Annotated in this window: 9 protein-coding genes and 1 tRNA gene; 6 read left to right on the top strand and 4 right to left on the bottom strand. The window is 40.1% G+C overall.

Annotated elements, in window-relative coordinates:
• Nucleotides 1-9 precede the first annotated feature (9 nt).
• Genes I4641_RS06540 through I4641_RS06525 form a run of 4 tightly spaced genes read left to right on the top strand, consistent with a single transcriptional unit; the run spans nucleotide 10 to nucleotide 7,742 of the window.
• On the top strand, nucleotides 10-2,040 hold the full coding sequence (locus I4641_RS06540) for a tetratricopeptide repeat protein (RefSeq protein WP_229639673.1): 2,031 nt from the start codon (nucleotides 10-12) through the stop codon (nucleotides 2,038-2,040).
• 6 nt (nucleotides 2,041-2,046) lie between these two features.
• The gene (locus tag I4641_RS06535) at nucleotides 2,047-3,237 is read left to right on the top strand and encodes a tetratricopeptide repeat protein (protein ID WP_229639672.1); all 1,191 of its coding nucleotides are present in this window, start codon (nucleotides 2,047-2,049) and stop codon (nucleotides 3,235-3,237) included.
• A 44-nt stretch (nucleotides 3,238-3,281) separates the two neighbouring features.
• Complete coding sequence (locus I4641_RS06530) at nucleotides 3,282-4,118, top strand: sulfotransferase (RefSeq protein ID WP_229639671.1); 837 nt, start codon at nucleotides 3,282-3,284, stop codon at nucleotides 4,116-4,118.
• 21 nt (nucleotides 4,119-4,139) lie between these two features.
• The gene (locus I4641_RS06525) at nucleotides 4,140-7,742 is read left to right on the top strand and encodes a glycosyltransferase (RefSeq protein WP_229639670.1); all 3,603 of its coding nucleotides are present in this window, start codon (nucleotides 4,140-4,142) and stop codon (nucleotides 7,740-7,742) included.
• 186 nt (nucleotides 7,743-7,928) lie between these two features.
• On the opposite strand, the gene I4641_RS06520 is transcribed toward I4641_RS06525, so the two are convergent.
• The 3 genes from I4641_RS06520 to I4641_RS06510 all read right to left on the bottom strand — a co-directional run bounded on the left by I4641_RS06520 (nucleotide 7,929) and on the right by I4641_RS06510 (nucleotide 8,793).
• Nucleotides 7,929-8,165 (bottom strand): hypothetical protein, encoded by a 237-nt coding sequence (locus I4641_RS06520; RefSeq protein WP_229639669.1) that lies wholly within the window; start codon nucleotides 8,163-8,165, stop codon nucleotides 7,929-7,931.
• Between the two features lie 313 nt (nucleotides 8,166-8,478).
• Nucleotides 8,479-8,560 (bottom strand) — tRNA-Tyr (locus I4641_RS06515).
• 95 nt (nucleotides 8,561-8,655) lie between these two features.
• The gene (locus I4641_RS06510) at nucleotides 8,656-8,793 is read right to left on the bottom strand and encodes a hypothetical protein (protein WP_229639668.1); all 138 of its coding nucleotides are present in this window, start codon (nucleotides 8,791-8,793) and stop codon (nucleotides 8,656-8,658) included.
• Nucleotides 8,794-8,881: 88 nt separating this feature from the next.
• Here I4641_RS06510 and I4641_RS06505 point away from each other — a divergent pair, with 88 nt between their 5' ends.
• Together I4641_RS06505 and I4641_RS06500 are read left to right on the top strand one after the other, a co-directional pair.
• Nucleotides 8,882-9,829, top strand: coding sequence for an SGNH/GDSL hydrolase family protein (locus tag I4641_RS06505; protein WP_229639667.1), 948 nt, complete (start codon nucleotides 8,882-8,884; stop codon nucleotides 9,827-9,829).
• Nucleotides 9,830-9,996: 167 nt separating this feature from the next.
• Nucleotides 9,997-11,367 (top strand): peptidylprolyl isomerase, encoded by a 1,371-nt coding sequence (locus I4641_RS06500; RefSeq protein ID WP_229639666.1) that lies wholly within the window; start codon nucleotides 9,997-9,999, stop codon nucleotides 11,365-11,367.
• Nucleotides 11,368-11,375: 8 nt separating this feature from the next.
• On the opposite strand, the gene I4641_RS06495 is transcribed toward I4641_RS06500, so the two are convergent.
• Nucleotides 11,376-12,647, bottom strand: a complete 1,272-nt coding sequence (locus tag I4641_RS06495; protein ID WP_229639665.1) for a HEAT repeat domain-containing protein — start codon at nucleotides 12,645-12,647, stop codon at nucleotides 11,376-11,378.
• Nucleotides 12,648-12,755: the final 108 nt, after the last annotated feature.

The following is a 12,755-nucleotide window of genomic DNA, read 5'->3' as shown; positions in this document are numbered from 1 at the left end:
TTAAGTTTTATGTTAGAATCTGCCGAAACCAAAGCTCTTGAAGAGCTACACCAAGGAAACCATTGGGTTAATAAAGGGGAAAAAGAACGGGCGATCGCTTGTTATCGCCGAGCAATTAAGTTTGACCCCAAACTAATGAAGGCTTATCAACAGTTAGCATCGCTCATGACATATCAGGCTATACCCCACCAGAGAAATCTAGCAAAAGTTCCGTCTCCTTCCTCCGAAACACCTATGCCCAAACCAATTACTAGTCCTACTCAAACTCCTTCTGCTGAGGTAATGGAGGTTTATCTACAAGAGGCTAAAATGCTGTCGTTGGAGGGTAACTTGACCGCAGCCATTGAAATCTGTCAAGAATGTCTGCGGTTAGATCCGCAAACTGCAGCAGCCTACAAAGTATATGGTAATATTCTTCAGAGCAAGGGGCAATCTTCTACCGCCGTGGAATGTTATGTCAAAGCCCTCACAATTCAGCCCGATGATAGCGAAGTTTGGCTTAATTTGGGTGGAATATTTAATCAGCAGCAAAGGTGGCAACAGGCAATTACTTACTATCAAAAGGCGATCGCTTTGCAGCCAGACCTAACGGCAGCCTATCGTAATTTAGCCAGAGTACATAAGCGACTTGGCAACTCCGAGTTGATGATTCATTATTGGTCAAAATCCCTGGAATTAGACCCAACTTTGGGGACGGCAGCAGAACACTGTCAACTAGCTAGGATCTTTGAGCAGCAAGATAAAATAGATTTAGCGATCGCCTGTTACCGTAGGGGAATAGTCAGAGATCCCAAGTATGTACCAGCCTCTTTAGCTCTGGCTGCAATTTTAACCGAACGTCAACAGTGGCAACCAGCTACTCAATGCTATCGTTGGTTAATTGAGCAAGTTCCTGAGCATTGGCAGCCCTACTATGGTCTGGCGGAGGTTTATCTACAACAGCAAAAGTTGTCAGATGCAGTTGCCTTGTACCGTCGCAGTTTGCAGCTCAATCCTCAATGTACTGAGGTTTTTAGCAAACTAGCACAAATCTATTATCAGCTTGAAGAATGGAACCATACCGTAAAATATTGCCAACAGGCGATCTCCCTGAAGCCTGATGATTGGGAGATACTGAATTATTTAGGCACAGCTTTACTCAATCTCAAACAATATCCCGCAGCTATCTCGGCTTATCATCAATGTTTGACCATTAATCCTGAATGTTTAACTGCTTACCATAAAATAGCCAAAGCACTATCACACACTGAAAATTGGTCTGAGGTAGTGGCAGTATATCGGAAAATCATCTCTAGAGAACCGACGGTAGCAGCACACTACTCTGAGTTAGGTGAAGCTGCCTTAAAGCAACAACAATGGCAAACCGCCATGAGAGCTTTTAAAAAAGCGATTGCCTTAGAAAAGGATAATTCTTGGTCGTTTCATCATCTAGGAATTGCCTTAAATGAATTGGGAGAATATCGTGACGCAATTGTCGCCTTCAAACAGGCGATCTCCCTAAATTCTACTTTTGCCTGGTCATATTTTCACTTGGGAGATGCTTTAGCTCAATTATCTCAATCAGATTACGCCTTGGCAGCTTATCGTCATTTTCTTAGTCTCGAACCTAATGCCTATGGCTACGAAAGACTAGCAGATATTTTGGTTGCCAAAGCTACTCCCCCCAATCTTCATACAAAATCGCTGCTCTCGGAAGCTTTACAATGTTACCGTCAGGCATTCAAAATCGATCCTAAATATCTCAATCCTGTTTATAAAGCAATTGAATTACAGCCAAATAATCCCGAACTATATTTTTTATTAGCTCGCGCCTACAGTCAACAAGCAAAATGGGCGATCGCCGTAAGTTTTTATCAAATAGGATTTAAAATTAACCATCACTATCCCGAAGAATATTTTGAACTGAGCATGATTTTAGAACAGCAAAACCAAATCAGTTCAGCAATTGACTGTTTGCAACGGGCAATTGACTTAGAACCCCAAAAAGCCAAATATACTCAAAATCTGGAACGGGTCAGCAGTAATCGTCAAAAATCTTAGTTTTTCATGTTTCCCATACAGTATCAAAACACCTTAACCAATAATGATCGCTGGATCGTCGAACACGTTTTTCCCAACCAACGGGGTAAATACTTTATCGAAGCAGGTGCTTGTAACGGTATTCAGGCTAGTAGCTGTTATGTATTAGAAAAATATTTAGAGTGGACGGGAATTTGTATTGAACCGAACTCTAGCTATTTTCAGGAACTAGTAAAAAATCGTCCTCACAGTATTTGTGAAGCCAAATGTCTTGCCGAACATAGCGGAATCGTAACCTATATTCAAGGTAATCCCGCTCTAATCAATCCGATGCTCAACGGCGTTAAAGCCAATTTAATCGAATATAAAACTAATCATCAAGAGATTATTCAGGGGGGTAACGAAGTCGAAAAAGAGGCAATTACTCTAGCAGAGTTACTAGAAAAGCATCATGCTCCACGGGTTATTCACTATTTAGCTATGGATATTGAAGGCAGTGAATTGCCTGTATTACAAGTATTTCCCTTTGAGCAATATCAAATTTTAGCTATTAGTATTGAAGGTGATTTTTGTAACGATTTGTTAGTGGAGAAAGGCTATATCATTGTCAAGAATCCGTTTAATATCGATCAATCCTACGAACAATTTTTCTTACACGAAAGCATCTTTACCACGGCAAAAAATGAGATTCATGCCAACCATTATTTGAGTTTGGGCAACAACTTTCGTCGCCAAAAAAGGGTTGAAGAAGCGATCTCAGCCTATCAACAGGCTATTAACACCGAACCTAATGATTCATCTATTTATCTCCATCTAGGAAACTATCAAAAAGAGCAAGGCTATTTAGCAGCAGCGATTGTGAGCTATCAACAGGCGATCTCTGTCGCACCCCAGCAGCCTTCCTGGGTTTATTATACTTTGGGTAATTTTCTCAAGAAAGAAGCTAATTTAGATGAGGCGTTGATTGCCTATCAACAAGCCATCGAATTGGACTCACACCCTCCAGCTTGGCTATATGCTTCTCTAGGAGATCTATGGCAACAGCAGGGCAAATGGGATCGGGCATTAGCTGCTTATGAACAAGCAGTGGAACTAGAAACCCAGCCAGCCTGGGTGCATCGAGCCATAGCTCAGATCTGGCAGCAGAAACAAAATACAGTAGCAGCCTCAGCAGCCTATCAACGAGCAGAAGCGTTGGAACAAAAAGACTTTTCCTAGATGTATCCTTTATTGACCTAAATATCTACTGGTTTCTCTTTTTTATGACCATATTGCTGATTGCCAATCAAAATCGTGCTAAAGGTATAGTCTGGATCGCTTTACCAAGAACGGGAAGCAATTTTCTAAGTTCTTTGCTCCATCATCATCCTTTGATTACTTCTTATTACGAGATTTTTCATCCTGACCAGTTTTATTCGGGATACCAAACTAATGTTAAAAGTATAATTAGCTATATCAACCAAAAATATAATTTTAGCTTTACCTCTGCTGACGATTCCCAATTGATTCAGTGGATACATCAGTATCCCGAGGGATTAATCGAGACTCTTTGTTACTTCAATCCCGAGCAATATTTTAGTTTTAAACTATTTCCTAACCATCTTAAGCCAGAGCTGATAACTTCTACTATTCTCCAAAACAGCCAGCTCAAAAAAATTTTGGTCAAACGCAATTTATTAGCAACCTACATTTCTCATGAAATAGCATTGCAAACTAATCGCTGGCGTAATTTTGATACTTCGCAAATTAAAATTTCCTTATCGGCAGAAAAATTTGCTCAATGGGTAGATTGGGCAGAAGAATGGTATCGTATGTTTGCAGAATACAATTATGTTGATAAAGAAGAATGTTCCATTATTAATTACGAAGATATTCATACTCATCAAACCAACGTCGCTAAACTAAACTACATCGATCGCTTTCTTCAGAAAATTGGTTTGGAGTTTCAGCAACCATACCAATTTCCGCCAGAAGAGCAGATCAAAATCATGAGTAAACAAGATTGTCGAACCAATCTTGCCGAAAAAATAATTAACTATCAAGATTTTCGCCAACAAGTCCAAATCAAGGGTTTAGATCGACATCTCAAACATCTCTAAAACAGAGAGGAATTAACCAAAATGCCAAATCAAGGGAGCGATCGCGACCGCCAAGGGACTATTTCTAGTAAATCACCTAAAGTCAGCGTAATTATACCAAGCTACAACTGCGACCGCTACTTACCAGAAGCTATTGTCAGCGTACTCCACCAAAGCTATCAGAACTACGAAATTATTGTCATTGATGATGGTTCAACGGACAATACTTCCGCAGCGATCGAACCCTATTTAGCTAAAATTCGCTACATCTATCAAGATAATCAGGGAACGGCTATTGCCAGAAATCACGGCATAGACTTAGCCACAGGAGAACTAATTGCTTTTTTGGATGCAGATGATATTTTCCTCCCTCATAAGTTGAAAGAACAGGTAGCTATATTTAAGCAAAATCCCGACCTTGGCATCGTTAATAGTGGCTATCGCATCATTAAAGAGAATGGTGAGGTGGTGATGGATATAGAACGGTGGCAGGAGATTCCCGATTTAACTCCTGAGGTTTGGTTGATACACAAACCGATTTTGCCTTCTGCCATGATGTTTCGGCGAGAATGGTTTGAGCAGGTGGGGGGATTTCAGCAGCAGTTTTTTCCCTGCGAAGATATTGAACTCACCTTGCGGATGGCAATTAAAGGTTGTAAGTCTGCATGGTTAACTAAGGTAACAGTCTGCTACCGTCAACGAGATCGTAGTGCAACTTCGCTCAATAGTTCTCAGGTTCTGCTTCACAATCGGAGTGCCGAAGCGATGCAGGATTACTTTTTTACTCAGAAGGAGTTGCCAGAATCAATACGTCAACTAGAAGCGAAATCGCGTTTTTATTTTTATACTTGGCTGGCATGGCTATGCTATCAAACTGATTTGTTACCTCAAATGGCTCAATATTTAGCTAAATCGGCCAGCCATACTCCCTTATCGAGTGCAGAAATTATCGTCAACTGGATTAATACCTTTGATAGCTGTGCTAAAGTATACGCCTGCGAATTTGATGCCTATAAGCTGGGGAATTTAGATAAATGGCAACAAGCGATCGCTTCTCTTCAAGCATCATCAACCATTCCTACCTTCCCATTGCCCAAAGTTAGCGTAATTATCCCCAGCTATAACTGCGATCGCTACTTACCAGAAGCTATTGATAGCGTACTCCGTCAAACTTACAAAAACTATGAAATTATTGTCATTGATGACGGTTCGACAGACAACACTTCCGCAGCGATCAAACCCTATTTAGCTAAAATTCGCTATGTTTATCAAGATAATCAGGGAGTGTCAGCAGCGAGGAACTGCGGATTGGCTCTTGCCGAAGGAGAACTGATTGCCTTTTTAGATGCCGACGATCTATTTTTGCCTGACAAACTACAGCAGCAGGTAGCTGTATTTGAGCAACACCCCGACCTCGCCATTGTCAATAGCGGATACCACGTTATTCAGGAGGATGGGGAGGTGGTGATGGATGTCGAACGATGGCACGAGATTCCCGATCTAACTCCCGAAGTTTGGTTACTCCATAAACCTGTACTCCCTTCAGTGATGATGTTTCGTAAAGAATGGTTGGAGCGTGTTGGTGGATTCGATCCTCGTTTCTCTTCCAGTGAAGATGTGGAAGTTGTTTTGAGGATGGTAATTCAGGGCTGCAAGGCTGCATGGCTAACTCAAATTACCACCTGTTATCGGCGACACAATCATAGCGTCACCTGGAAAAAAACTTTGAGGCAGGTTGAAAATTCGGAATTGATGCAGGATTATTTTTTTTCTCGCCAAGATTTGCCTGCATCTTTGCGTCAACTAGAATATCGATCGCGCTTTTATTTCTATTCTTGGCTAGCATGGCTATGCTATCAAGGGGGTTTGCTGTCCCAGATGGTTGACTATCTAGCTAAATCGCGCAATTATGCTCCTTTTCCGAGTGCAGAAATTATCGTGAACTGGATTAACACCTTTGAAAGCTGTGCTCGAATGTATGCCTGCAAATTTGATGCCTATGAGCTAGGGAATTTAAAGCAGTGGCAACAGGCTATTGATAGTCTCAAAGCTTTGCCAATATTTAATAGTTATGCACAGGAAATTGCCAAACTTCAACAGCTATTGACTGCTAACCCAGATCCGAGTGAAATTGAGCTATACGCACAGGTATACTTGGAACTAGGAGAAAAAATGCGCGCCCAAAGAGATCTCGATCGGGCGATTATCTGTTTGCGTCAAGCCGTAGAATTAGTTCCTGATCGCGCTGATTATCATCATAGCTTGGGTATGGCACTAGAAGAGCGATATGATTTGAATTCTGCTCTTGCTGCCTATCAAAGAGCAATCCGCCTCAACCCTGATGAGCCAACATTCCGTCATAGTTGCGATCTGCTTTTGAAGCAGCAACAGGATTGGCAAGAAGTTCTCGATTATTGTCAAAAGATGCAGAAAGTCAAAGGTAATCAACCCAAAATTTTGATGATCTTTCCCTTTCCTCCCTATCCTCTACAACAAGGAGGAGCAGCCATACGGATGTTCGAGCAAATTAAATACTTTGGTCGTCGCTATCATTTAACAGTAGTTTGTTTTATTTTTCAGGAAGCAGATCGGGTTCTGCGATCGCAACTAGAACAATATTGCCACCGTGCTTTCTTGCTGAAGCCAGGGAAACCGATGTCACCATATACCAAAGAACGACATCAGCAACTCTACTTTTTGCAAACCTGGAATATGTGGAAAACTCTAGAGCAGCTAAGCTTGATTGATTTTGATCTGGTATCTTTTGAGTTTATTTTTTCTACCGTTTATTATCCTCTATTTAGCGGTCGCCTAACGGTATTAAACGAACACAACATTGAATCAAGGTTATTACAAAGCTGTACCCAACTAGGAGATCGGGAGCTAATTAGCAATTTATCTCGCGATGTTGATGCGGTTAAGCCTTTTGTGAATGCTGAACGAGAAGCCAAACTGTTAAGGGAGTATGAAAACCAAACCTGGAAAAAATTTGCTTTGAGAACAGTAGTCAGTCAGATAGACAAGCTGGAATTAGACAGACTTTGTGTTACTGGCAAGACTTTAATTGTCAAAAACGGTATTGATACTCAAGCTATTTTACCCGTGGATAATTGTAACGCCAAAAAAATTCTCTTCATGGGAACTATGAGCTATTTTCCTAATATTGATGCCGTGTTTTATTTTGTTAGTGAAATTTTACCTCTGGTAAGACAATACAGCGACAGTCGCTTTTGTATCGCTGGTAGAGAACCACCCGAAAAAATTCTCAACTTGAGTCAGTCCGATCCTTCAATTGAGATTATTGCCGATCCTCAAGATATGAGTCAAGTTGCTTGTCAGTGTCAAATGACCGTAGTTCCTCTTCGTGCTGGTAGCGGTACTAGAATTAAAATTCTACATTCTTTGGCAATGGGAATACCTGTAGTTTCTACTAGCCTGGGAGCTGAAGGTTTAGATGTAGTGAGTGGCGAACATCTTTTGATTGGCGATCGCCCCCAAGAATTCGCCCAAGCAATTTTGGCAATTCAAGCTAACGCCAATTTAAGGACTAAATTAAGCACCAATGGCAGAAAGTTGGTCGAAACTAAATATGATTGGGAGCATATTTTTGCTCAATATGAAAACTGGGTAGAGAAAAACTTATAGTCTTTAACTAGCTTTATTCTTGATCTTGGGCATTATTTGTTGCTGGTTGGGTTTTCTTAATTTGCGGTTGTTTTTGTTGGTGGAAATATTATCGTTATGTTTGAGTTTTGAGTTTAAATTTTGGCTATGGAGGAGTTATTAGGGCGTGCGATCGATTAGAAAAAGCACTTTAACCCTAATAGTTGCTTAATGGACGATCATAAAGAAAGTCACGATCGTCAGGGGAATTCTGATAATTTGATTTTTTTTAACTAAAGGAGAATAAAGCAGAGACATTAAAGACAAACCAAAAATACAAGCCATTAAAAATTGTCGCTCGCTAGCCCAAAATAGTAGTATTACTCCTAGCAGACTCATCAAACCAAATACAACGCACATAATCCAATCAAAAAACAAAAGAGGATTTTTAGATAGCTTATTCATTAAAAGGGACTCTTAAAAGTGTTTATTTTAAATAATATAGGTATTTACACCCGCTTTTATCCGCAATTATACTTAACTTAGATGTAATTAGCTTAGTTTGGGATCGATCTAGCTTGAATTTGTAATGAATCTGAAGCTGATTTTCTTCAATCTCTTCAATTTTTGTCCTGTACTCAGGTTCACTATTTAAAATTTCCCGACGTTCCAGTACCTTACAGACAAAAATATTGTTATTCAAAGCGATCGCTTTTTGCCTGAATTATACCTTAATCCACCAACGCTTGTTATCGTTACCTTTTTAAATTAAATTATATGGGCCGAGCTGGATTTGAACCAGCGTACGCATAGCGAGCGGATTTACAGTCCGCCTCCTTTAACCACTCGGACATCGACCCCTAGTGACCACGGTTATAAATCATAACATAGGATTGGTGAAAAACTACAAGAAAAGTTTAACAGAGATTGATTAGGGAAAAAATCTCTCTCAAACCTATACTACGTAAGCAGATTTTAAGGCCCAAGTAATTAGAGCAATAATTCCCCCCAAAATCAAAACTGCGGATACAGCAACCAAAACAGGTTTGTCTGCACCATCAAACTTCATGATCCCACGATTTAAGTCAGACATAATTATGTTGCTCTCTTATTTACAAATAAACGGAAAACTGATTTAGCTTTTACTATCTAAATGGTATCAAAACAATTTAAATTCGGGCATGAAAATACTATTTATTATTTTAGCTGGTACTTTTGGATTTGGTGCGATCGCAGAAATCGGATTGCGTATCACTCAAGGTTTGGGCAATCCTCCCCTCTATATTGCCGACCGCGACATAGGATACTTACTCGCTCCCAATCAAAAATTACGCCGTGGGGGTAATCTGATTGCTACGAATAGCTATTCGATGCGCGATCGCGAACTGAAGCCAGAAAAAGAAAGGGAGAAGAAAAGAATTTTTTTGCTAGGAGACTCGGTAGTTAATGGTTCTTGGTGGACAGACCAGAGCAAAATACTTCCTGCTTTAGTTGAGGAAAAACTGCAAAAAACCCAGAGCAATAAATTTGAGGTTTTTAATGCTTCGACCAACTCTTGGGGGCCTCGTAACGAACTAGCATATATACAACGTTACGGTTTGTTTGATACAGATCTACTCATTTTGGTAATTAATACTGACGACCTATTCGCCACTGAACCAACATCTTTGGTGGTGGGCAAATCTCCTAGTTATCCCGATAAAGCCCCTACGTTAGCTTTAATCGAACTGTACCAGTTTTATCTTGCTCCCCCCCGTCAGATTCCCGAATTAGAAAAAATGCGCTCGGCAAGAGCGGAAAATTTGACAGCCAACTTAGCAGCTATTCAAGAAATAAAAGCGATCGCCCAAAAATCTAATACTCAATTTATTTTAGCTCTTACTCCTCTTTTACGAGAATTTGAACCAGAAGGCTCAACCTCAGAAGAAACAGCAGCCAGAATGAGCCTCGAAAAGCTAGTGGAGAAGGAAAAAATAAACTATCTCGACTTTCTTAAGATCTGGTCCGACTTTCCTCAACCAGAATTTTTATATCGCGATTTTATTCATCCCAGTCCCCAAGGAAACACCAAAGTCGTCGAACAAGTCATATTGAGCATCGAGCAATTATTGATAACCAGCGATCAATAATCGGCGATCATTTACGAGTAATGAGTAACACCTCTGATTACTTATTACTTATTACTTATTACTTCAGCCCGAAGGGCTTGCTACTTGCTAATTGCCTACCGATTATGTATCCCTTGGACTAAATTGGAAGCAATTACCGCCATTATTTTTATTGGGAGAATTATTACATGACTACTATTCCTCTAGTTACTCAACCCCTAGACGATGTAAACGTCAACGAAAATGCCAATAACACCACAATCAACTTATTTCAACATTTTGACGATCCTTTTACCACTGGTAGAGTAGCTCGTTTTGAACTGGTGGATAGTTCTTTAGGGGGAGGAGTCACTAATGTTTTGTTATTCGACCAAGAAGGTGCTGGCGCACCAGCTACGGTCAATAATTTTGCTAATTATGTCGAGGATGGAGACTATGTTAATAGCATTATTCATCGTTCTGTTCCTGAATTTATTGTTCAGGGAGGAGGATTTACAGTTAACGATTTACAGGTAGGAGATGTTCCTGCTGATGAGCCTGTAGTCAATGAATTTAGCGCGGATAGATCGAACTTGAGAGGAACGATCGCCATGGCAAAATTGGGTAACGATCCCAATAGTGCTACTAATCAATGGTTTTTTAATCTAGCTGATAATTCAGAAAACCTAGACAATCAAAATGGTGGTTTTACTGTCTTTGGACAAGTGCTGGGGGAAGCAGATCTTGCTCCCGTAGATGCGATCGCCAATCTCCCTTTTATTAATGCTACTAATGTCGATCCTGCTTTTACCAACCTGCCTATAATTGCAACAGATCCTGATAATCCAGTTGTAGAGGGGGATAATAATTTAGTCCGCTATAGTGGAATTAGTATTGCCCAACAAGACGAACTTGAATTTGAAGTTGTCAATAACTCCAATCCTGATTTAGTGGGAGTTTCTCTTGAGGGAGGAGAACTTACTCTCGATTATGCAGCAGATCTAAGGGGTACGGCGGATATTACCATTCAGGCGACAGATTTGTTGGGGGACTCGGTAGAAGATACCTTTTCTATTACTGTAGGAAATGGCGGTGTAGTCGTCGATCCCGATCCTAGCGAAGATGATTTGACAGTCTATCGTTTTCTCAACAACGATACGGGGGCTCATTTATATACAACTTCCCAAATCGAACGAAATTCTATCTTAGATTTGCCTAATTACGACCCAGAAGGTGCTTCTTATGTCAGTATTGACTCTTTGACTGGAAATCCCGAACCAACTCCAGTTTATCGTTTTCTGAATGAAAATTCGGGGACTCATTTGTATACTATCTCCGACATAGAAAAAGAATCAGTTGAGAAAAATCTACCCCACTTCAGTCTAGAATCAGCATCGTTTTTTGCTTATCAAGAACAACAACCAGGGACAATTCCAATTTATCGTTTTTATAATACTGATACTGGAGCGCATTTTTATACCCCTTCACAAGTTGAAAGAGATTCAGTCAGAGACAATTTACCTAACTACGATTCAGAAGGAATTGCTTACTATGCTTTTCCAATTGAGAATGTCATCTAATTTTTTATCTAATTTGTTTTTTCCGATTGAGAGATAACTTTTTTTAAAGCAAAAAAAGCGTGAAGTTGGACTTTGCGATCGCTATCTCGGGTTAGTTGTTCTAGAGTTGTTTTACCCCACTCACCACCTAATTCTCCCAAGGATGTAGCTAGACTTTGTCTCAATTGTGGCGATTCAAGTAGTCGATTTTGACTTTGCCAAAAACCGATCAGCACTTTAGCAGCTTGAAATTTTAAGTGGGATTTATTGGTTCTACCCAGGACGATCACAATCTCCTGGGTAACTGCTACGGTGGAATTTGCTAAAGCCAGTTCTAAATAATTAATCGCCGAACTAAGTTCGCTCCAACCAAGAGCTTTGACTAGATCCAGTTTCAGGCTATCAGGAGTAGTATCTAATTGCAATACGGTAAATAATGCTTGAGTTGCTCGATCGCACTTCATTCTGCCTAGAGATATGGCAGTTTGACGACATACTTCTAGATTAAGATCGTATAGTAAAGGGCATAAATGACCCACTAAGTCTAATTCAAGACAGAGATCGGGACGAAACCCCAGGGCGATCGCTGCTTCTTGGCGGACAGCACTAGCTTTATCCTGTAGTGCAGTAATTAATAGCGGGGGAATGCGAAGATCGTGAAAACTACCCAAGGCTTTAATGGCGATCGCTCTTAATTTTGGTTCATTATCGACTGTAACTTCCATCAGAGGTTCGATAGTTTCGACCGTGCGAATATAAGATAAAGATTGTACTGCTAAATAACGGTATTCTGGCTGGGTTAAAAGATCTTTAAGGGCATCAATGGCATAGTTGCCAATTTTAGTCAGAGTTTTTCCTGCGATAGCCATTAATTCTCGGTCTGTCGTTGAGTGAAGCAATTCTACTAAAGTAAGTACTACTTGTTCTCGATGAAAATTACCCAAGATCTGACAGATAAACCAGCGTACATCTCCTGGAATGGTTTCATCTTTAACCAGAGTAATTAAAGTACCCAGACTATTCTCGCCAAATAAAGGTAATAACTTGCTGATTTCCCATTTATGCTGAAAATCAGCCCCCCTCAGCATAGCGAGTGCTATCTCAAAAGCTAGCTGCCAATCTCGATCTTCCAAAGCAAATCTCTTGGCTTGCTGATGATTTTTGGTTTGAGGTAATTGTTGAAGATAATTACTAACTAATAACCAATCTTGTTGTTGTGCTGCTAGCAACCCCAAGTGGAGTATTTTCTCAATTGAATCTGATGATTGATTCCTTACTGCTTCTGGTTTAATATGGGTCACGCGATCGCTGTTCTCACAATGATGATAATAATTTAAAAATTAAGCAAAAAACTTCTATCTAATTTTTATTATGATTTCATTTTTGATTCTTATTGGTAGCATAAACCA

This window comes from Waterburya agarophytonicola KI4, assembly GCF_020640915.1.
GTDB lineage: Bacteria > Cyanobacteriota > Cyanobacteriia > Cyanobacteriales > Xenococcaceae > Waterburya > Waterburya agarophytonicola.
The sequence above is the reverse complement of the archived record's forward strand: the minus strand, read 5'-3'. Positions and strand labels throughout refer to the sequence as shown.